Source organism: Paractinoplanes durhamensis (assembly GCF_016862175.1).
Lineage (GTDB): Bacteria > Actinomycetota > Actinomycetes > Mycobacteriales > Micromonosporaceae > Actinoplanes > Actinoplanes durhamensis.
Genome location: NZ_BOML01000072.1, coordinates 17,563 through 38,230 on the forward strand (window position 1 = coordinate 17,563; position 20,668 = coordinate 38,230).

Below are 20,668 nucleotides of genomic sequence, written 5' to 3' on the forward strand. Positions count from 1 at the left end.
ATCAGGCCAGCGCCGCGGCGGCCGCCACGACCAGCAGGGTCACCGAGGTGGCACCCGGATCCGGGTGGCCGGCGCTGCGTTCGCCGAGGTAGCTGGCCCGGCCCTTGCGGGCGACCATCGGGATGGTCGCCTCCCGGCCCTGCTCGGCGGCCCGGACCGCGATGCCGAGCGCATGGCTCAGCGGCTGGCCGTTGCCGACCGCCTCCTCCAGGCCGGCCACGGCGGGGGCGAGGGCGTCGTACATCGTCTTGTCCCCCGCCTGGGCCTTTCCCCGCGCCACCACGCCGTCGAGGGCGGCCCGCAGGATCTTGGCGACGTCGGCGCCGTCGAGGGTCTCGGCGTCGCCGGCCGCGGCCGACATCCGCAGGAACGCCGTGCCGTAGAGCGGGCCGCTGGCGCCGCCCACGGTGGACACCAGCGTCATCCCGGTCCGTTTGAAGAGCTCGGCCGGGCGATCCGGGGTGTCCTCGGCCAGCGCCGCGACCACCGCCGACATGCCGCGATGCAGGTTGACGCCGTGGTCGGCGTCGCCGATCGCCGAATCCAGCTCGGTGAGCAGGTCGCGGTGCTCCTCGATGAGCCGGGCGAACTCGCGGACCCAGGCGAGCAGGGCGGTGGTGTCGACGGTGTCGGCCATGCCGGTCAGGCTCCCCAGCGCAGTGCGGGCGTGTTGACCGGCGCGTCCCACAGGCGCAGCAGCTCGTCGTCCAGTTTCAGCAGGGTGATCGAGCAGCCGGCCATGTCGAGGCTCGTGATGTACGGCCCGACCAGCGACCGGGCGATCGTGACGCCGGCCTTGGCCAGCAGGGTGTTGACCTCCTGGAACACCACGTAGAGCTCGATCAGCGGGGTGGCGCCCATGCCGTTGACGAAGGCGAGCACGCCGTCGCCGCCGCTGAAGTCGAGGTCGGCGAGGATCGGCGCGACAAGCATCTCGGCCGCCTCGGCGGCGTTCGCGATCGGCACCCGGCGCCGGCCCGGTTCGCCGTGGATGCCGATGCCCAGCTCCATCTCGCCGTCCGGCAGGTCGAACGTGGGTCGGCCGGCCGCCGGGACCGTGCCCGAGGTGAGGGCCAGGCCCATGCTGCGGCCGTTGGCGTTGACCTTGCGGGCGACCGCGGCCACCTCGGCGAGCGGCTGCCCCTCCTCGGCGGCCGCCCCGGCGATCTTCTCCACCAGGACGGTGACGCCGACCCCGCGGCGGCCGGCCGTGTAGAGGCTGTCCTGCACGGCCACGTCGTCGTCGGTGACCACCGCGATCACCTCGGTGCCGGAGTCGGCGGCGACGATCTCGGCGGCCATCTCGAAATTCATCACGTCGCCGGTGTAGTTCTTCACGATGTGCAGCACCCCGGCGCCGCCGTCGACGCCCTTGGTGGCCGCGACCATCTGATCGGGCACCGGCGAGGTGAAGATCTCGCCGGCGCAGGCCGCGTCGAGCATGCCGGAGCCGACGAAGCCGGCGTGCAGCGGTTCGTGCCCGGAACCACCGCCGGAGATCAGGCCGACCTTGCCGCGGACGGGCGCGTCACCGCGGAAGACCACCCGCTGATCATGGTCGACGCGCAACTCGGGATGGGCCGCGGCGACGCCGCGCAGGGCGTCGGCGACAACGGTCGCGGGATCGTTGATGAGCTTCTTCATCGACGCCATGGACCCAAGCTACGCCACCCGGAACCTCCCGACGATCCGCTGCAGGTCGTTGCTCATTCGGGCGAGCTCGGCGGTGGTCTGCTGGGCCTCGGTGACCGCGGCCGCGGTGTTCTGGGTGGCGCCGGAGACGTCGCTGACCGCCTCGGAGATCTCGGCCGCTCCCCCGGCCGCCGCGCCGACGCTGCGGACCATCTCGTTGGTGGTGGCGGTCTGCTGCTCCACCGCCGACGCGATGGTCATCTGGAACTCGTTGATCTGCCCGATCACCGACTGGATCTCGGCGATCGCGGTGACCGCGCCGGCCGTGTCGGACTGGATGGCCGCCACCCGGCTGCCGATGTCCTCGGTGGCCTTCGCGGTCTCCTGGGCCAGGTCCTTGACCTCGCTGGCGACCACCGCGAAGCCCTTGCCGGACTCGCCGGCCCGGGCCGCCTCGATGGTGGCGTTCAGCGCGAGCAGGTTGGTCTGCTCGGCGATCGAGGTGATCACCTTGATCACGTTGCCGATCTCGGCCGACGACGCACCCAGCTTGCTGACCGTCTGGTTGGTCGACTCGGCGAGCACCACCGCGTCGGCGGCGACCCGGGCGGCCTCACCGGCACTGGCCGCGATCTCGTTGATCGCCGCGCCCATCTCCTCGGCACTGGCGGCCACCGTGGCGATGTTCGAACCGACCTCCCCGGCGCTGGCCGAGACCGCGTTGACCTGCGCGTTGGTGCGCTCGGCGGCCTCCGCGATCTGGCTGGAGGTGGCGGCCAGCTCCTCGCTGGAGCCGGCCAGGGTGACCGCGTTCTGCTCCAGCTCCTCGACCGTGTCCCGCAGCGAGCCCATCGCCGAGTCGAGGTCGCGGGCCATCAGGCCGAGCTCGTCGCCGGAGTGCACGCCGGACCGGACCGTCAGGTCACCGTCGGCGAGGGCCTTCGCGACCCGGGACACCGACCGCACCGAACCGACGATCGCCCGCGCCACGAACACCGACATGGCCAGCGCCAGCAGCCCGCCGATCACCAGCATCATGATGATCATCAGCCGGGCGCCGGCGTAGTCGCTCTGCGCGGCCGAGGCCCGGGCCGAGGCCTGGGCGGACTCGGCCGCGTAAGCGTCATCGAGGTCGCCGGCCGCCTTGTCGACGGCGGTCTGGTAGTCGCCGGTGCGCAACGCCTCGAACTCGGCCGACTTCCCGGCCCGGGAAAGCACCAGCAGGCGCTCCCGGACCGTTTTCGCCGCCGACCAGTCGGTCTCGAACGCGACCACCAGCGCCGGGTCGGCGGCACTGACCTGGTACGCGTCGATCATGGCGTTGAGCTCGGTCTCGTGCTCGTCGATCAGCGCTTCGGCCTTCGCCTTGCCGGCCGCCGTGCGACTGATCCCGTGCCGCAGCAGATCCACCCGCAACTGCATCATCATCCGGTCCGCCCGCCCCAGCACGATCAGCGGCTTGACCTGTTTCTCGTACATCGCCTGCACCTGTTTGGCGGTGGCGTCCAGCTTCATCAGCGCCACCACGCCCACGATGACCGCGACGATGAGCGTGACCGCCGCTCCCGCAATGATCTTCGGAAGGACCGGCAGATCCTTCAGCGTGCGCCGTCCGCGCGTCATCGTTTCCGCAGTCACGACCTGGCCCCCGCCGTCAGTCATTGCCCGTGGACAAGCTTCCATGCAACTGATCGGCAACTGAAAGGGATCGCTGAGCCGTCCGCGCGATCGCCACCGAGATGAGCGCGCCGAGGGTGGCGATGGCCATGTCCTTGTGCGCGTCCCACATGTCGCCCTGCTGGCCGTTGTAGGCCTCGGCCGCGCCCGGCGCGAGCGTCATCGCGATCGCCCATTCGAACAGTTCGTAGAGCGCGCTGGTGGACAACACGATGTCGACCGCCGCGAACGCCGCCCATTTCCCCAGCCGGCCCTGCAACGCGCGAAAGAGCACCGCGCCGAAGCAGAGCCCGTAGGTGAGGTGCACGAGCCGGTCGAAGTGGTTGCGGTGCCACCCGAAGACCTCGTTGATCCGGAACCCGAACAGCACGTCGGTCCAGTCGTCATACGGCACGAACGAGTAGATCCACCGCGCCGCCACCGAATGAAGAGCAAGAAAAATCAGAATCAGCAGAAACGAGGAGTACGGAATTGGCCGCGACCGATTCACCAGAAGCAGGGCGACCAGACCCACAACCGTGAGCGAGTGGTGCAGGGCCTGCTCGGCCGGGTAGATCGGCCGCCACCAGGTGATGGCCACCAGAAGGACGAACGCTGCCAGCGTCCAGAGCTTCGCCCGTCCCGTTGTCACGTCGTCGATGTCGATATCGCGTACTGCGGTTCCCCCGGTCATGGCGGTCAGCCAACCAGCGGCGATCACCGGCCCGATCTCGGCCGCACCACGAGTTGATATCGACGCGGGTCGTCACCCCCGCAGGCGAAGATCGCCGGCCAGCAGCCGGGGCAGCAGGTCGTCGCGCAGGGCCCGCAGGGCGTCGTTCTCCCGGCCGGTGCGCTCACGCAGGGCGAACAGCGGCCGGACCCGCTCGGCGAAGCCGGCCACTGCTCGCGGGTCCGGCCGGCGCACTTCGACGGCCAGGGCCCGGGTGCGGTTGAGGCCCGGCACGGCCGAGTCGGAGTTCATCCCGGCCAGGTCGAGGCCGCGCAGCAGGAAGTAGGCGTATTCCAGCGGCACCGTCACCGGGCGTACGTAGAAGGTGGTGTCGATCGGGAAGAAGTCGCCGCTCGACCAGTGCACCGAGCCGACCGTGCCCTTACGGCCGACGACGATGCCCGGCCCGCGGACCAGCGGCGTGTCGTGCCGGCCGGACGGTCCGCCGCTGCCGTAGACGGTGACCGCGCCGGCCCGGCGCCGAGCGGCCGGCAGGGCCTTGCCGTAGACCAGATCGACCAGGTCACTCAAGGGACAGGCGGGCCCGGCCGGCCCGATCGCCGCGTACTCCGCCGCGGCCAGCCGCATCGCCGCCGCGGCCAGGCGTTCGTTGCCGGCGATCTTCCGGTCCAGGGCGGTCAGCAGGTCGGCGATCGCGCCCTGCTCCCCCAGCGGCGGAAGCACGATCGGCAGGCCGCCGAGGATGCCGAGGTTGATGTGCGGGACGCCGGTGGTGATCGCGCTGCTGTGGATCGCGGCCTGCATCGCCGCCGACCGGAACTGGTAGTAGATGAAGCGCGGATCGGCCTTGGCCGGGTCGACCCGCAGGCGCATCTGCGACTGGGAGATGACGTAGGTGTCGTGCGGCCCGGCCGGCACCAGGCCGACCTGGCCGAGGGTGCCGCGCTGGGTGAAGACGACGTCGCCCGGCCGGGCCAGGTTGCGGGCGAGCTCGCCACCTGCTTTCGCGGCGGTCACGTAGACGAACTCGGACTCGTCGAAGAAGCCGGCACTCGCCAGGTTGACGCCGCGGATCACCGGCACGCCGTCCGGCACGTAGTCCTTGCCGCCGAGCAGCGACCCGAACGGCCCGCCGACCAGGCCTTTCGGGACGGCGATGGCGCGGACCGTGCCGACCGCCCAGTCAGCCATCCAGCTTCCCCAACTGCTCCCGGACCGCCGCCTCGAGCCGCGCCGACTCCTCGAACTCGGCGAACAGCTCCTTGGTGAGCCGGGCGATCCGATCGGCGGCCGGCTCGGCATCCGGATCATCGGCGGCCGAGGCCGCCCCCACATACCGCCCGGGGGTGAGGATGTGGTCATTCGCGGCGACCTGGTCCAGCGTCGCGGAACAACAAAACCCGGGCACATCTGCGTACGCCGTGAGCGAGCGCCACGAGTGATAGGTGTCCGCGATCCGGGCGATGTCGGCGCCGGTGAGCACCCGCTCGGTCCGGTCCACCATGGTGCCCAGCCCGCGCGCGTCGACGAAGAGGATCTCCCCGCGCCGCGCCCCTTTGTCCCGCCGGAGAAACCAGAGGCAGGCCGGGATGGCGGTGGTGCGGAACAGATTGCCGGGCAGCGCCACCATGCAGGCGACCAGGTCGTCCTCGACGAGCCGCCGCCGGATCTCCCCTTCGCCGGAGAGTTTGGACGACATCGACCCGTTGGAGAGCACCACCCCCGCACTGCCACCGTCGGCGAGCTTGGCCACCATGTGCTGCAGCCAGGCGAAGTTGGCGTTGCCGCGCGGAGGTAGCCCGTACACCCAGCGGGAATCCTCTTCTTTTCGGTCCCAGCCGCTCATGTTGAACGGCGGGTTGGCGAGGATGAAATCGGCCCGGAGCCCCGGATGCCGGTCGTCGGCGAAGGTGTCCGCCCACCGGTCCCCGATCCCGTTCGGATCCATTCCGTGAATGGCCAGGTTCATCTTGGCGAGCCGCCAGGTCCGCTCGTTGCCTTCCTGCCCGAACACGGCGATGTCCCGCCCATGCCCGCGCCCCGCCTGCACGAACATCCCACCCGACCCGCAGCAGGGGTCATAGACCGTGCCGTGATCGGGCTCCAGCACGTCCACCAGCAGCTTCACCACGCTGGCCGGCGTGTAGAACTCCCCCGCGCGCTTCCCTTCGGCCCGGGCGAACTTCTCCAGAAAGTATTCGTAGACCTCGCCGAGCACATCTTGAGCGGCCCGCCCGTGCCCGGTGAATCGAGCATCACTGATCAGCCCGACAAGCTCCCGCAGTCGCCCGGCATCAACGGCCCCACGGCGAAAAATCTTCGGCAGTACGCCGGAGAGCGCCGGGTTCTCCCGCATGATCGCCCCCATGGCGTCATCGAGCAGCCGCCCGATGTCCCCACCGGCGTTCCCGGCGAGGTGGTCCCACCGAGCGCTCTCCGGAACCCAGAACACCCCCGCATAGCGCTCACGTTCATCGGCCCCGCCAAGCTGCGCCCGCCGCTCCCCGAAGGCGTCGGACACGTACTTGAGAAAGACGAGCCCAAGCACGAACTCCTTGTACTGCGAGGCGTCCATGGTCCCGCGAAGCCGATTGGCCGCCTTCCAGAGAATGTCCTGAATCCCCTTGGCACTGGACACACCACGCGAACGTGAAGCCACCGACGATCCGTTCTCTAGACACAGGGTCCCGGCCCTGAAGTAAACGCCCCCGCCCGCCCCAGCGAAACATCACCACACGGCCCACCGCTCAGCGCCGCCGATCAGGCATTCACCGCCATGATCAACCCGAACGCCACGACCGCAACCCAGACGGCAGCGCCCGCGCCCTGTCCCGCCCTGTCTTTGAGTGCAGGTCGAGCAGCCGCACCTCGGCGCGGCCGGTCCGGGTGTCCCGGGGGCGTTTGTGCGCTTCGAGGCACCAGCGCCGGCCGCCCTGCTTCACCGAGATCTTGGAAACTTCCTGCGCCGCGCTAGCAGCAACTCGACAAGATCGAATCGAGCCGCCGTGCCCACAGAGGATACATACGACATTCCCCCTATACCTGTTCACTCGGCTCCGTCCGAACATCCCACAAATCAGGCGATCACTCACTGATCGGCCGACGCCCAGGGCCACCGACTTCACGGAAGTCGGGGCCTCGCCCTCGCAGCCAGAGGCCGAAATCCAGGAAAACGGGGTCTCGTCGCACACCCGAGGCCCCGACATCAAGGATTTGAAGTCCTGGCCCGCGCCCGCGCAGACCCCGCTATCAAGGAAATCGGGCCGAACGGCCCGCCTCGCACCGACACACGACCACGCCCTGCCACGTGAATCATCACGAGTACGGCTTTCCGAGAGCCGCTCGGCGACCCTCAGCGGTATGCCGGCGCGGTGAACGCGCAGATCCGGCTCTCGGTCGACCGGCGCGCCGACCACGGAATGGCCGCTGCGGGCGAACAAAGCGCCGGCAGGCCGGGCTGGGCCGCCACCGCCGATCTGAGGGGTGAGGCGGGTCAGGCTCGGGCCAGCCAGGAATTTGGGTCCTGGCGTACCTGGTCTATTGCGCTCAAGGCTGCGCCCATCACCGCGGCGTCCGGGCCCAAGGGGGCCGGTCGCACCGACACCGGGGCCCAGCCTGAGGTCAGGACCCGGCGGCTCAGCTCTCGCTCCACCGACTCGATCAGCCAAGATGCCAGCAGGGAGTAGCTGCCGCCCAGCAGGACCGTGTCCACGTCGATGATGTTGATCAAGGCGGAGAGGGCCACGCCCAAGGCGGAGCCGGCTCGGTCCAGGGCGGCCAGCACCTCGGGGTTGCCGGCCGAGGCCAGGTCGTCGATGGCCACCGCCGGGGAGTACGGCATCGGGGCCGCGCCCGGGAGGATCTGCTGCAAGCCCGCGTAGTGCTGCAGGCAACCGGTGGCGCCGCAGGCGCATGGTGGGCCGTCGCTGTCCACCGCCACGTGGCCCAGGGAGCCGCCCCAACCCCGGGCGCCGCGCAGCAGGGCGCCGCCCAGGACCAGGCCGGCGCCGATGTCGAACTCGCCGCTCACGCAGACGAAGTCGCGCAGGGCGGGGGCGCTCGCGTACAGCTCGCCCAGCGCGGCCAGGCTGGCGTCGTTGTCGACGGTGACCGGGCCCAGGGCGGGGCGCAGGGCGGCGCCGGCGTCCACGTCGCGCCAGCCCAGCACCGGCGCGAACCGCACGATGCTGCCGTCCTCGACCGGGCCGGGGACGGCCAGCGTGGTGCCGACCACGGTGAGGTGCTCCGCGGCCGCGGCGGCCATCGCCGCGCGGCCCATCTCGGCCAGGCTGGCCAGGGCCTCCGCGGCCGTTTTGGGGCGAGGGGCGAACGCCAGGTGCCGGACCGCGCCGGTCAGGTCGACCACGCACGCCGACAGCGTGTCCACCCGGATGTCCAGGCCCAGGCCGGCCGGGCCGGTCGCCGCCAGGGTCAGGCCGACCCGCGGGCGGCCGCTGTTGCCCGAGCGCGCCGGGCCGGCCTCGATGATCAGGCCGCCGGCCAGCAGGTCGTCGACGATGCGGGAGATGGTCGGTCTGGTCAGGCCGGTCGCCACCGCGAGCTCGATCCGGGAGATCGGCGCCGCGGCGCCGACGATCTGCCGGAACGTCAAGGAGAGGTTGTGGGCCCGCAGGCTTTCCTGGCGTACGGGAGTGTCCGTGGCCGGCGCCACGCGATGCACCGGCCGGGTCATGACACCAGCTGCGACGCGTACGCGGCGGCCCGCTCGTCGGGCAGTTCGCCGTCCGCGACCACGGTGACCACCCGCCGGGTCACCGACTCGCCGGCCGCCAGCACGAGCGGCGCATCCCAGGCCAGGGCCGACCCGACGCCGAGGTAGTCGCGGGTGCGCACGAACCAGCGGTCGGCCCTGGTGGCCGGGTCCCCGCCGGCGAACACCAGCGTCCAAGCCGGGCCGCCGACCGACACCCAGGGCGCACGGTGCCCGTGCACGTCGGCCGACACCCGGCAGGCGCCGGGTGAGGGTGCGCGCCAGAAGAACCCGCCGTAGCCGGCGCCGGAGCGGCCGTGCGCGGCGGGGCTGCGGATCGGCAGGTCGCGTTCGGCCACGTTGGCCAGGGTGAAGGTGAAGTCCAGGGCCCACGCGTCGTCGTCGAGCGGCCGGGCCTCGATGATCCGCCGCTCGGCCAGCAGCGACGCGCCGTCGATGGTGTCCCAGCGCAGCGCCTGGCTGAGCTCGGTGTCGGTGCGCCGCAGCCAGCGCACGTGCCGCTGGCTGCCCTGGTTGTCGAGCCAGGCCGGCCCGTGCCCGGCGATGAACGTGCGGCCGCCCCAGAAGTTCCCGCCGTCCACCTCGGCCACCGCGACGCTGACGCCCAGGTGGTGCCGGTGCGACGGCGGGGTCAGCTCGGTGACGACCGTGCCGCCGAGGGTGCGGACCGGATGAAGGTACGGCCGGGGGGCGAGCCCGACCGGCAGGTCGGGCGCCCAGGTGTACTCGGCGACGGGGCGGCCGGCGAGGCGGAAGACTGCTGGGGCGTCACCGGTCACGCTTGCCTCCGGGCGAGTGGATCCGTACGCCAGCAGAATAACCACTACCGCAGGTAGGCCATGGGGGTGAACGCCGAAGCCCGGGCGGCGCTCAGTTGCGGCCGGTCCGGGCCGGTCCCGGCGCCCGGCCCGCGGTTGCGGAACTCGGCGAACCGCGCACCCCGCCCGGCGGCGAGCACCACGGCCAGGAGTTTCATGGGGCCTCCCCGGAGTGCGACGGCTGACGTGCGGCGACCCGGAACGGATCGAAGTCGGCGTGCCCGGCGGCGGTGCCCGCCCGGGCGGTGGCGAACAGTCCGAGGGTCGCCCCGATCCATCCACCGGGCGCGGCGGCGAAGGTGGCCTCGACCCCGTCGGCGGCGAAGTGAACGATCCCGTCGGCGACGGTCACGGCGATCCGCAGCGCCGCGTCACCGGGCACGGGCTGCGGCGGCACCAGGTCGTATTCCGGTCCGTCCGGCTCGTCGGCGCTCCGGCAGGCGAGCACGGTCCCGCCCGCCCGGTGCTCCAGCCCGATCCAGGCGTACGTCTTGCCGCGCACCACCACGCCGGCCCGCGACCCGGCCGGCGCCGCGAGCCGCACGGAGGTCTCGGCCCGGAAGCGCGGCCCCGGCAGCCGCTGTCCGAGCACGTTGGGCACCGCCCGCAGATCCCCCGACGGCCAGGGGACGCACGCCATCCGAAGCCCACCCGCGCGGTCGAGCAGCCAACCGGTCTGCGGGTTGGCCGGCCACGTCCACTGCGGGCCGGGCACCCCGCCGGCGAACGGGTCGCCGCTCGGCGGGGCGCAGATCGGGGCGCCCTGCAACGGCTTCCGGTGGTGGGTGACCGGGGAACCGTGGCGGCCGATCACCGGCCATCCGTCGCCGCCCATCCGGACCGGCTGCAGGTGCACGACCCGGCCGTACGGTCCGAGGTCCTGGAAATGCACGAACCAGTCGTCGACCCACGCGCCCTGGTGCGGGCCGTTGATCTCGGTGTTGCCCTGGGCCAGGACGATCCGCGGCTCGTAGCGGCCGAGGACGCTGCGCGACCGCATCGCGTACTGCCAGCCGTCGGCGACGCCGCCGGCCGGGGCGAAGATCCAGTACCAGCCGTCGCGCCGGTACCACTTGGGGCCTTCCAGGGTGTAGCAGCCGGGGATGGCGGCGCCGTCGACCAGGACCATGCCGTTGTCGAGCGGGCGGGTCAGGTCGGCGGTCATCCGGTAGGCGGTGAGCCGGTTGTTGAAGCCGCAGCGGCTGCGCGCCCAGGCGTGCACGAGGTAGGCGTTGCCGTCGTCGTCCCACAGCGGGCACGGGTCGATCAGCCCGCGCCCGGCCAGCACGAGCCGCGGCGCGGTCCACGGGCCGCGCGGGTCGGTGGCGGTGGTGACGTAGATGCCGTGGTCGGGGTCGGGGTAGACGATCCAGAAGCGGCCGGCGTGGTGGCGCAGCGCGGGCGCCCACACCCCGCAACCGGGGCGCGGGGTGGCGTAGACGGCTTCCGGCACGAGCCGTTGCAGCGCATGCCCGATCAGCTGCCAGTTGACCAGGTCGACGGAGTGCAGCACGGGCAGCCCGGGCACCCGGTTGAAGCTGGACGCGGTCAGGTAGAAGTCCCGGCCGACCCGGACCACGTCGGGATCGGACCAGTCGGCGTAGAGGACCGGGTTGCGGTAGGAACCGTCGCCGGTGTCCGCCGTCCAGGGCGCGGTCACGCGGCGTCCGACTCGGTCAGGAGACTCTCGGTGGGTGGGCCGTCGGCGACCAGCACGGACAGTCGCCGGGTGAGGACACCGCCCGCCTCGACGACCAGGGGCCGGTCCCAGGCGATCGCCGAGCACACCCCGGCGTAGTCGGAGGCCCGCACGAACCACGGGTCGGCGTGCACGCCGGTGCGGAAGACCAGGGTCCACGCCGCCGATCCGGTGCGGCCGGTGAGGACGACCCAGGGTTCGCGGCTGCCGTGCGGTTCGCCGGCCGACCCGTACGCCTCGACGTGCGCCAGCCCGGCCGGCGCCCGCCAGAAGAACCCGCCGTACCCCGCGCCTTCCCGGCCCCGGGCCCCAGGGCTGTCGATCACCAGCTCGGCCCCGTCGACGCCGCTCAGCGCGTAGCCGACCCGCAGCGACCAGGACGTCTCGCCGGTCGCCTCGACCGACAGCGACCGCTCCTCGCGGGCCAGCGGCGAACCGTCCCGGCCGACCCAGCAGATCTCCTGGACGAGGCGGGACTCGGAGCGCTCCAGCCAGCGGGTGTGCTGCTGCCGCCCGTGGTTGTCGAGCCGCACCGAACCCTGGCCGGCCACATAGGTCCGGCCGCCCCAGAAGTTGGCCTGGTTGAGCACCGGGATGGCGATGCTGGCGCCGAGGTGGTGGGCGTGGTCCGCGGGCATGAAGCCGGTCACGGTGGTGCCGCCGAGGGTGGTCACCGGATGCAGGTAGGGCCGTGGGGACACGGCGGCCGGCAGGTCCGGATCCCACACGTAGCGGGCCACCACGCGCCCGGCGCAGGTCAATTTCACGGACGACATAGCCGGTGAAGCTACCGACCGCCGAGAGGTTACGTCAACGTCTGTAACAAATTTGCGCTACCTGAATATGTCGAGGTAGGACAGCCGTTGACATGGACGGCACTCGATAGATAAAACACTGAAACAAATTGATGGAGGGGATCGAACGTGAACACTGTGAACCGGCGCGGTGCGCTGAAGCTCGCCGGCCTGGCCGGCCTCGCCGCCACCCTGCCCGCCTGCGGCCGGGGGTTCGGCGGCAAGAGCGGCGGCGGCAACGGCGCGGTCGAGCTCAACATGGTGTGGTGGGGTGACTCCGCCCGCGCCGGGAAGACCCAGAAGGCGCTCGAACTGTTCCAGAGCGCGCACCCGGACATCAAGGTCCGCACCGAGTACCAGGACTCCTCGCCCTACAAGGACAAGCTGGTCACCCGCTTCGCCGCCGGCGACCCGCCGGACCTGATGGCGATGCGCGTCGACAGCCTCCGCGAGTACGCGGGCCGCGGCGCCCTGCTCGACCTCGCGCAGCACGGCGACAAGCTCGACCTGTCCGGCCTGACCGACGCCGCCCGCGCCCTCGGCGTGGTCGGCCAGCAGAACTTCGGCGTGCCGTCGGGGCTCAACACCGTCGGTTACGTCGTCGACAAGGCCCTCACCGACAAGTACGGGGTGAAGATCCCGGACGGCAACACCTGGTCGTGGGCCGACCTCGCCGCGTTCGCCAAGCAGGTCACCCAGGCCAGCGGCGGCAAGGTCTACGGCACCAACTTCGAGGTGTGGACGATCGCGAACCTGATCGTCTGGACCCGGCAGAGCGGCGAGGACTTCTACACCGCCGACGGCAAGCTCGGCGCCACCGTGGCGACCGTGACCAACTGGTTCGCGACCGTGCAGAAGATGCGAGCCGAGCGCGGCTTCCCGCCGGCCGGGTTCATCGACCCCAACGGCGGTGCCTCGCCGGCCCAGTCCTATCTGGCCAAGAAGTCGATCGCGTCGCAGATCATCCCGACCAACAACTTCCTCAACTACAACAAGGTCTGCGGCGGGCAGTTGCAGCTGCTGCGGATGCCCGGCGAGACCCAGGGCACCCGGCGCGGGCAGTCGATCGACACCCCGGCGCTGTGGTCGGTGGCGGCCAAGTCGAAGCACCCGCAGGAGACGCTGACCCTGCTCAACTTCCTGGTCAACGACGTGTCCGGGGCGAAGGCGGCGGGCACCACCCGGGGCGTGCCGGCCAGCCAGGCGGTGGCCAAGGCGATCGCGCCCGATCTGGAGCCGGACGACCAGCGGGCCACCACCTACCTCACCGACCTGCAGAACGAGAAGCTCCCGCCCTCGTACTCGTACCCGATCGGCGCCAGCAAACTGACAAACATCCTCAAGTCGATCAGTACGGAGGTGGAGTTCGGGCGTAAGACACCGGCCGCCGCTGCCACCCAGTTCGTCACCGAGGCCACGAAAGCGCTCACGGCGTGACCGTCCTGACGCGGCCACGAACCGAGCCGGAGCGGGTCGCGCGAGAACCCGTACGCAAGAAAAGGCAGGACCGTGCCGCCTACCTTTTCCTTCTCCCCTGGCTGATCGGGATCGTCTTCACGGTCGGGCCGTTCGCGGTCTCGCTCTATCTCGCGTTCACCGACTACAACCTGCTCACTCCCCCGCGCTGGTCCGGGCTGGACAACGTGCGGGAGATGATCGGCGACGCCACGCTGCATCAGTCGCTGCAGGTCACCTTCATCTACACGCTGGTCTCGGTGCCGCTCTCGCTCGCTGCGGCGCTTGCCGTGGCGATGGTGCTGCACAAGGGCGTACGCGGATTGTCGATCTACCGCAGCGTCTACTACCTGCCGTCGCTGCTCGGCAGCAGCGTCGCGATCGTGATGCTGTGGCGCTATCTGTTCGGCTACCAGGGCGTGGTCAACAACTTCCTCGGTTGGTTCGGCATCCAGGGGCCGGGCTGGACCTCCGACCCGCACTTCGCGCTGAGCACGCTGATCCTGCTGCACGTGTGGACGTTCGGCGCGCCGATGGTGATCTTCCTGGCCGGGCTGAAGCAGATCCCGGTGATGTATTACGAGGCGGCCGCGATGGACGGCGCGTCGCCGTGGCGGCAGTTCCGCTCGGTCACGCTGCCGCTGCTCAGCCCGATCATCTTCTTCAACCTGGTGCAGTCGATGATCGCGTCGTTCCAGACGTTCACCCAGGGCTACGTGATGAGCGGCGGCACCGGCGGGCCGGCCGAATCGACCCTGTTCTCCAACCTCTACCTCTACCAAAAGGGGTTCGGCGAGCTGGACATGGGCTACGCGTCCTCGATGGCGTGGCTGCTGCTGATGATCATCGCCGGGTTCACCGCGGTCAACTTCCTGGCCGCCCGTTATTGGGTCTTTTATGAAAATTAGTAGGCACCTCGCCCTGACCGCGGTCGGCGCGCTGATGATGTATCCGCTGCTCTGGCTCGTCTCCAGCTCGCTGAAGCCGAGCAACACCGTCTTCACCGACGAGGGCCTGTGGCCGCACTCGTGGGCGCCGGGCAACTACGCCCGCGGCTGGACGTCGCTGCCCGAGTCGTTCGAGGTCTACCTGACCAACTCGCTGATCATCGTGGTGCTCAGCATCCTCGGCAACCTGATGTCGTGCTCGCTCGCGGCGTACGCGTTCGCCCGGCTCCGCTTCACCGGCCGCAAGCTGTTCTTCGCGCTGATGCTCGGCACCATGATGCTGCCCGCCCACGTGCTGGTGATCCCGCGCTACGTGCTCTTCGACAAGCTGGAGTGGCTCAACACGTACTACCCGCTGCTGGTGCCGCATTTCCTGGCCACCAACGGGTTCTACATCTTCCTGATGGTGCAGTTCATGCGGTCGCTGCCGATCGAGCTCGACGACGCGGCCCGGATCGACGGCTGCGGCCCGTTCCGCACGTTCTGGAAAGTGATCATGCCGTTGTGCCTGCCGGCGTTCGCGACCACCGCGATCTTCACCTTCATCGCGGTGTGGAACGAGTTCTTCGAGCCGCTGCTCTACCTCACCGACCCGCAGCTGTACACGGTGCCGCTGGCCCTGCGGCAGTTCATGGACTCCGAGGGGCAGAGCCAGTGGGGCGAGATGTTCGCGATGTCGTTCGTGTCCCTCGCCCCGGTCATCGGTTTCTTCATCGCCGGCCAGAAATACCTGGTCAAGGGCATCGCAACGACAGGACTGAGATGAAACATCTACTCGCGGCAATTCTCCTCGGTGTGCCCTTCGTAGCCCTGCCGGTGGCCGCCGACGCTCCCGTCTACCTGGACCCGTCCTACTCGCCGGTCGAGCGCGCCGCCGACCTGGCCGCCCGGATGACGCTGCCGGAGAAGGCATCGCAGATGAACAGCAGTCAGTCGGCGGCGATCCCCCGGCTCGGCATCGCCGCCTACGGCTGGTGGAACGAGGCCGGGCACGGCGTCGCCCGCGAGGGCACCCGCAACGGCGGCGGGCCGCCCACCCTGATCAACACCACGTCGTACCCGGTCGACCTGTCGCTCGGCTCGACCTGGAACCCGGACCTGATCTACCGGGAGGCGACGCTGATCTCGGACGAGACCCGGGAGATCTTCCGGAACAACACGCTCGACCTGAGCCTCTACTCGCCGACCGTCAACCTGGCCCGGGACCCGCGCTGGGGGCGCAACGACGAGGCGTTCAGCGAGGATCCGCTGCTCACCGCGGCGCTGGCCGGGCAGTTCGTGAACGGCCTGCAGGGGCAGACGCCGTCCGGGGAAACGCAGAACGGCTACCTGAAGACGATCGCCACGATCAAGCACTTCGCCGCGAACAACAGCGAGTTCAACCGGGTCAACGGATCGTCCGACATGGACGAGCGGACCCTGCGGGAGTACTACACGGCGCAGTTCCGCGATCTGATCCGGAACAGCTCGCCGGGTTCGATCATGAGCGCGTACAACCGGGTCAACGGCATTCCGGCGCCGGCCAGCGTGCACCTCAACGACACCCTGGCCCGGCAGACGTTCGGCTTCGGCGGCTACTTCACCTCCGACTGCGACGCCGTCTACGAGATCCAGGCCGGGCACCACTGGCAACCGGCGAACGCGGCCGCGCCGCTCGACCAGTTCGGCCGCACCGCGTACGCCCAATCGGCCGGTGAGGACCTGAACTGCAACGCCGGCTACAAGGACGGCAAGAACTACGGCAACACCATCCCGGCCGCGGTCGCCCAGCACATCACCACCGACACCGGCATCTACAACGAGAACGACGTGGACGTCTCCCTCGTCCGGCTGCTCACCGCCCGGATCGCCACCGGCGAGTTCGACGCCGAGGCGCAGGTGCCGTGGGTCGCCGCCGCCCGCGCCCGGCTGGCCCCCGGCACCTGGACGAACGCCGACACCAACGCGGCCGTCACCGAGACGCCGGAGCGGCTCGCGATGGCCCGCGAGGTGGCCGGCGAGAGCACCGTGCTGCTCAAGAACGACCGCGGCCTGCTGCCGCTGCGGGTGCCGGCGACCGGCGCCTACCGGGTCGCGGTGATCGGCACCTACGCCAACCCGCCGACCATGTACCTCGGCGGGTACTCCAGCATCCAGGGCTCGGCCGGGGTCGCGAAGTCGGTCACCACCTACGCCGGCGTGCGGGCCGCCGTGCTGGCCGCCAACCCGGACGCGACCGTCGACTACCTGCCGGCGAGCGACCCGGCCGCGGCCGCCGGCTACGACGTGGTGATCGTGCACGCCGGCACCGACGACACCACCGCCCGGGAGGCGCACGACCGGGCCGACCTGGCCCTGCCCGGCGGCCAGGCCGAGCTGATCGCGCAGGTGGTGGCGGCGAACCCGCGCACCGTCGTCTACCTGGAGACGGTCGGCCAGGTCGACCTGCCGCCGGGGGTGCCGGCCGTGCTGTGGAGCTCCTACAACGGCCAGCAGAAGGGCGCGGCGCTCGCCGACGTGCTCACCGGCGCGGTCAACCCGAGCGGGCACCTGCCCTTCACCTGGTACGCCGACCTGGCCCAGCTGCCGCCGATCGGGGACTACGCGATCCGGCCGACCGCGACCACACTCGGCCGGACCTATCAGTACTTCACCGGCGACGTGACCTACCCCTTCGGCCACGGGCTGAGCTACACCCGGTTCCGCTACGGCAACGTGCGGGTCGACCGGCACCGGGTCGACGCCGACGGGACGATCCTGGTCAGCGCGGACGTCACCAACGTCGGCCGGACCACCGGCGCCGACGTCGCCCAGCTCTACGTGCGTACCCCGGCCGCCGCCGACCGGCCGAAGCAGCGCCTGGCCGGCTTCCGCAAGATCACGCTCCGGCCCGGGCAGACCAGCCAGGTCACGTTCCGGGTCTCGGTGCCGAGCCTGGCCTACTTCGACGAGGCGGCCGGCCGCTACCGGGTCGACCCCGGCCGGTACGAGCTGCGGGTGGCCGATTCCAGCGCCGGCCGCGGAAGCCGCGCGAATGTCGCGGTGACCGGGACGCTGCACGCGGTGCCCGAGGTGGTGACCCCGCGGCCGGTGGCGGTCGGTGACGCGGCCCTGGGCATCTCGCAGCGGGTCGTCTTCGGCACCGGCAGCCGGATCGACCCGCAGCTGACCGTGTCGCTCACCGACGAGACCCTGGCCGGCTACCGCACGCTCGGCGACAGCACGCCGCTGCCGGCCGGGATGCGGGTCCGCTACACCAGCAACCGGCCGGACGTGGTCTCCGCCGACCTGGTCGCGTTGCAACCCGGCGTGGCCACCGTGACCGCCACCGTCGACTACCGCGGCCGGACCGCGCGCGGAACGTTCGTCGTCCTGGTCCGCGGCTAACACGTATCGCCTGCCACCGGGCGATCGAAGAAGGAAAGGACCCACCCATGGGAAGGAAACGGTTGCTCCTGGCAGCCCTGGCGCTGGTCATACCCGGCGTCCTGGCCGCGTCGCCCTCCCCGGCAGCCGCCGCCCCGGCGACGGGTGTCGCCTACCAACTCAAGGTCACCAAGAGCGGCATGTGCATCGACGTCCCCGGTGCCTCCACCGCCAACAGTGCCCTGCTGCAGCAATGGGGCTGCACCGACAACTCCAAGTGGCAGCAGTTCACGCTGACCGCCAGCGGCTCCAACTACCAGCTGGTCAACGTCAACAGCGGCAAGTGCATCGACGTGCCCAACTTCTCAACGACTTCGGGTACGCAACTCCAGCAGTACACGTGCGTGTCGTCGCAGACCAACCAGCAATGGCAGCTCGTGGCCAGCGGCTCCGGCACCTACCAGATCATCAACGTCAACAGCGGGCTCTGCATCTCCGACGCCAACGCCTCCACCACCAGCGGCACCGCGATCATCCAGGAGACCTGCACCGCCAACACCAACAAGCAGTGGGCCTTCGTCACCGGCAGCACCGCGGCCGCGGTCGTCGCTTCCGACGGCAGCGGGAAGTACACGACCATCCAGGCGGCGGTCGACGCGGTGCCGGCCGGCAACACCACCCGGCAGGTCATCACGATCAAGGCGGGTACCTATCGCGAGATCGTGACGATCCCGTCCACCAAGCCGTACGTCACGCTGCAGGGTCTTGGATCTTCGGCGTCGCAGACGGTGATCGTGAACAACCACAGTTCGGCCGGGGGTTACGGCACGTCCGGCAGCGCGAGTGTGTTCGTCAACGGGCACGACTTCGCGGCCACCAACCTCACCATGTCCAACGACTACGGCGAGGGCAGCCAGGCGGTCGCGGTCAACGTCAACGCCGACAAATCGGTCTTCAGCAACGTGCGGTTCCTCGGCGCCCAGGACACCCTGCTGGTCAACGCCTACCGCTCGTACTACGTCAACTCCTATGTGGAGGGCACCGTCGATTTCATCTTCGGCGGCGGCACCGCGGTCTTCAACGCGACCTCGATCTACGAGAAGCGCTCGACCGGCGGGCCGATCACGGCGTCCAAGACCGACGCCGGTGTCACCTACGGCTTCCTGTTCTACAAGTGCACGATCACCGGCGCTTCCTCTGGCGTGACGCAGCTCGGCCGCCCCTGGGGTGCCGACGCACAGGTGCTCTACCGCGAGTCGTCGCTGAGCGCGACCATCGCGACCGCGCAGCCGTGGACCGACATGTCCAGTAATTCGTGGAAGAACGCCCGCTTCTTCGAATACAAGAACACCGGATCCGGCGCGACCACCAACAGCAACCGGCCGCAGATGTCCGACTCGACCGCGGCGAACTACACCCCGCAGAAATACCTGGCCGGCACGGACGGATGGAACCCGCTATGAGAAAGCTGATCGTCCTCGTGCTCCTGGCCGCGGCCGCCCTGATCGGGCTGCCCGGAACGGCTTCGGCCGCGCCCGCCACCGGGGTCGCCTACCAACTGAAAGTCACCAAGAGCGGGATGTGTATCGACGTCCCGAGCGCCTCCACCGCCAACAGTGCCCTGCTCCAGCAATGGGGCTGCACCGACGGCGCCAAATGGCAGCAGTTCACGCTGACCGCGAGCGGCTCCAACTACCAGCTGGTCAACGTCAACAGCGGTAAATGCATCGACGTCCCCAACTTCGCCACCACCTCCGGCACCCAGCTGCAGCAATACACCTGCGTTTCCTCGCAGACCAACCAGCAATGGCAGCTCGTCGCCAGTGGCACCGGCACCTACCAGATCATCAACGTCAACAGCGGGCTCTGCATCAGTGACGCCGGCGCCTCGACCAGTTCCGGCGCGGCGATCATCCAGGAGACCTGCACGGCCAACACCAACAAGCAGTGGGCCTTCGCGGCGATCGGCGGACGCACGTGGTCCAACACCGCCGACGGCTTCGCCGCCGGAACCACCGGGGGTGCGGGTGGCACGACGGTCACCGTCACGACATATGCCGACCTTTTGAAATACGCCACGGCGAGTACGGCGTACGTCATCAAGGTCAGCGGGACGATCACCGTTCCCACCTATGGGTACGAGATCCCGGTCACCAGCAATAAAACGCTGATCGGCGTGGGCACCACCGGGCGCATCAAAGCCGGTGGGTTCTTCCTCGGGGCCGGCGTCAAGAACGTCATCATCCGCAACCTGACCATCGGCGACACGGCCGTCGCCTCGGACGATCCCGACGACAAGGACTTCGACTACGACGGCATCCAGATGGACACCGCCGATCACGTCTGGATCGACCACAACACGTTCACCAACATCAATGACGGCTACATCGACAGCCGTAAGGACACCAACTACGTGACGGTGTCCTGGAACCAGATGGGCAATCACAACAAGACGTTCGGCATCGGCTGGACCGACAACGTGATCGCCCGGATGACGATCCACCACAACTGGATCTACAACAGCAACCAGCGAAACCCCAGTGCCGACAATTTGCTGTACGCCCACCTCTACAACAACTACCTGCAGAACGTCACCAGCTACGGCAACTACTCGCGGGGCGCCACCAAGATGGTGATCGAGAACAGTTACTTCGACACCGTCAAGGACCCGTTCTATCCCGACTCGACCGCCCAGTTGAAGCAGAGCGGCAGCATCATGGTGAACTGCACCGGCAATCAGGTGACGCTCGGTTCCGCGTTCACGCCGAGCACCTTCTACTCGTACACCCTGGACGCGGCCTCCGCCGTACCGTCCCTGGTCAAGACCTACTCCGGCCCGCAGGCAAACATCGCCTGATGGTCCGAACGCCGGCCGGGGAGGTCCCGCCCCGGCCGG

The 20,668-nt window shown here is 69.9% G+C and carries 17 protein-coding genes; 6 read left to right on the plus strand and 11 right to left on the minus strand.

Annotated elements, in window-relative coordinates; all coding sequences use genetic code 11:
• Nucleotide 1: 1 nt before the first annotated feature.
• The 11 genes from dhaL to Adu01nite_RS42020 all read right to left on the minus strand — a co-directional run bounded on the left by dhaL (nt 2) and on the right by Adu01nite_RS42020 (nt 12,007).
• The gene (gene dhaL, locus Adu01nite_RS41970) at nt 2–637 is read right to left on the minus strand and encodes a dihydroxyacetone kinase subunit DhaL (RefSeq protein WP_203734952.1); all 636 of its coding nucleotides are present in this window, start codon (nt 635–637) and stop codon (nt 2–4) included.
• 5 nt (nt 638–642) lie between these two features.
• Nucleotides 643–1,653, minus strand: coding sequence for a dihydroxyacetone kinase subunit DhaK (gene dhaK, locus Adu01nite_RS41975; protein ID WP_275414769.1), 1,011 nt, complete (start codon nt 1,651–1,653; stop codon nt 643–645).
• A gap of 9 nt (nt 1,654–1,662) precedes the next feature.
• Nucleotides 1,663–3,255 carry a methyl-accepting chemotaxis protein gene (locus Adu01nite_RS41980; RefSeq protein WP_203734953.1) on the minus strand — a complete coding sequence of 531 codons (1,593 nt, stop codon included), beginning with the start codon at nt 3,253–3,255 and terminating at the stop codon, nt 1,663–1,665.
• A 31-nt stretch (nt 3,256–3,286) separates the two neighbouring features.
• Nucleotides 3,287–4,009, minus strand: a complete 723-nt coding sequence (locus tag Adu01nite_RS41985; RefSeq protein WP_239133125.1) for a DUF2238 domain-containing protein — start codon at nt 4,007–4,009, stop codon at nt 3,287–3,289.
• A 45-nt stretch (nt 4,010–4,054) separates the two neighbouring features.
• Nucleotides 4,055–5,173, minus strand: a complete 1,119-nt coding sequence (locus Adu01nite_RS41990; protein WP_203734954.1) for a restriction endonuclease subunit S — start codon at nt 5,171–5,173, stop codon at nt 4,055–4,057.
• Nucleotides 5,166–6,641, minus strand: coding sequence for a type I restriction-modification system subunit M (locus Adu01nite_RS41995; RefSeq protein WP_239133126.1), 1,476 nt, complete (start codon nt 6,639–6,641; stop codon nt 5,166–5,168). The genes Adu01nite_RS41990 and Adu01nite_RS41995 overlap by 8 nt, the downstream gene beginning before the upstream one ends.
• A gap of 834 nt (nt 6,642–7,475) precedes the next feature.
• Complete coding sequence (locus tag Adu01nite_RS42000; RefSeq protein WP_203734955.1) at nt 7,476–8,675, minus strand: ROK family transcriptional regulator; 1,200 nt, start codon at nt 8,673–8,675, stop codon at nt 7,476–7,478.
• Nucleotides 8,672–9,493: a DUF6807 domain-containing protein gene (locus Adu01nite_RS42005; RefSeq protein ID WP_203734956.1), complete on the minus strand. Its 822-nt coding sequence runs from the start codon at nt 9,491–9,493 to the stop codon at nt 8,672–8,674. Before Adu01nite_RS42005 ends, Adu01nite_RS42000 begins: the two co-directional genes overlap by 4 nt.
• A gap of 44 nt (nt 9,494–9,537) precedes the next feature.
• Entirely contained in the window at nt 9,538–9,690 is a 153-nt protein-coding gene (locus Adu01nite_RS42010; protein WP_203734957.1) for a hypothetical protein, read from the minus strand.
• Nucleotides 9,687–11,192 carry a glycoside hydrolase family 43 protein gene (locus Adu01nite_RS42015; RefSeq protein ID WP_203734958.1) on the minus strand — a complete coding sequence of 502 codons (1,506 nt, stop codon included), beginning with the start codon at nt 11,190–11,192 and terminating at the stop codon, nt 9,687–9,689. The genes Adu01nite_RS42010 and Adu01nite_RS42015 overlap by 4 nt, the downstream gene beginning before the upstream one ends.
• Nucleotides 11,189–12,007 (minus strand): DUF6807 domain-containing protein, encoded by an 819-nt coding sequence (locus Adu01nite_RS42020; protein WP_203734959.1) that lies wholly within the window; start codon nt 12,005–12,007, stop codon nt 11,189–11,191. The genes Adu01nite_RS42015 and Adu01nite_RS42020 overlap by 4 nt, the downstream gene beginning before the upstream one ends.
• A 147-nt stretch (nt 12,008–12,154) precedes the next feature.
• Here Adu01nite_RS42020 and Adu01nite_RS42025 point away from each other — a divergent pair, with 147 nt between their 5' ends.
• From Adu01nite_RS42025 to Adu01nite_RS42050, 6 genes are read left to right on the plus strand one after another with little or no spacing between them, the layout of a single operon-like run.
• Nucleotides 12,155–13,462, plus strand: coding sequence for an ABC transporter substrate-binding protein (locus Adu01nite_RS42025; RefSeq protein WP_203734960.1), 1,308 nt, complete (start codon nt 12,155–12,157; stop codon nt 13,460–13,462).
• A complete protein-coding gene (locus Adu01nite_RS42030; RefSeq protein WP_239133127.1) occupies nt 13,459–14,388 on the plus strand; it encodes a carbohydrate ABC transporter permease in 930 nt (309 codons plus the stop codon). The genes Adu01nite_RS42025 and Adu01nite_RS42030 overlap by 4 nt, the downstream gene beginning before the upstream one ends.
• On the plus strand, nt 14,378–15,193 hold the full coding sequence (locus Adu01nite_RS42035; RefSeq protein WP_203734961.1) for a carbohydrate ABC transporter permease: 816 nt from the start codon (nt 14,378–14,380) through the stop codon (nt 15,191–15,193). The genes Adu01nite_RS42030 and Adu01nite_RS42035 overlap by 11 nt, the downstream gene beginning before the upstream one ends.
• A 29-nt stretch (nt 15,194–15,222) precedes the next feature.
• Complete coding sequence (locus Adu01nite_RS42040) at nt 15,223–17,793, plus strand: glycoside hydrolase family 3 C-terminal domain-containing protein (protein WP_239133128.1); 2,571 nt, start codon at nt 15,223–15,225, stop codon at nt 17,791–17,793.
• A 47-nt stretch (nt 17,794–17,840) separates the two neighbouring features.
• Nucleotides 17,841–19,235: a pectinesterase family protein gene (locus tag Adu01nite_RS42045; protein ID WP_203734963.1), complete on the plus strand. Its 1,395-nt coding sequence runs from the start codon at nt 17,841–17,843 to the stop codon at nt 19,233–19,235.
• On the plus strand, nt 19,232–20,629 hold the full coding sequence (locus Adu01nite_RS42050; protein ID WP_203734964.1) for a ricin-type beta-trefoil lectin domain protein: 1,398 nt from the start codon (nt 19,232–19,234) through the stop codon (nt 20,627–20,629). Before Adu01nite_RS42045 ends, Adu01nite_RS42050 begins: the two co-directional genes overlap by 4 nt.
• Nucleotides 20,630–20,668: the final 39 nt, after the last annotated feature.

Bases quoted from the DNA above. Each gene is read 5' to 3' on its own strand.
- Adu01nite_RS42000 (WP_203734955.1), bottom strand. From the start codon at position 8,675: ATGACCCGGCCGGTGCATCGCGTGGCGCCGGCCACGGACACTCCCGTA.
- Adu01nite_RS42020 (WP_203734959.1), bottom strand. From the start codon at position 12,007: ATGTCGTCCGTGAAATTGACCTGCGCCGGGCGCGTGGTGGCCCGCTAC.
- Adu01nite_RS41990 (WP_203734954.1), bottom strand. From the start codon at position 5,173: ATGGCTGACTGGGCGGTCGGCACGGTCCGCGCCATCGCCGTCCCGAAA.
- Adu01nite_RS42050 (WP_203734964.1), top strand. From the start codon at position 19,232: ATGAGAAAGCTGATCGTCCTCGTGCTCCTGGCCGCGGCCGCCCTGATC.
- Adu01nite_RS42045 (WP_203734963.1), top strand. From the start codon at position 17,841: ATGGGAAGGAAACGGTTGCTCCTGGCAGCCCTGGCGCTGGTCATACCC.
- Adu01nite_RS41980 (WP_203734953.1), bottom strand. From the start codon at position 3,255: ATGACGCGCGGACGGCGCACGCTGAAGGATCTGCCGGTCCTTCCGAAG.
- dhaL (WP_203734952.1), bottom strand. From the start codon at position 637: ATGGCCGACACCGTCGACACCACCGCCCTGCTCGCCTGGGTCCGCGAG.
- dhaK (WP_275414769.1), bottom strand. From the start codon at position 1,653: ATGGCGTCGATGAAGAAGCTCATCAACGATCCCGCGACCGTTGTCGCC.
- Adu01nite_RS42035 (WP_203734961.1), top strand. From the start codon at position 14,378: ATGAAAATTAGTAGGCACCTCGCCCTGACCGCGGTCGGCGCGCTGATG.
- Adu01nite_RS42010 (WP_203734957.1), bottom strand. From the start codon at position 9,690: ATGAAACTCCTGGCCGTGGTGCTCGCCGCCGGGCGGGGTGCGCGGTTC.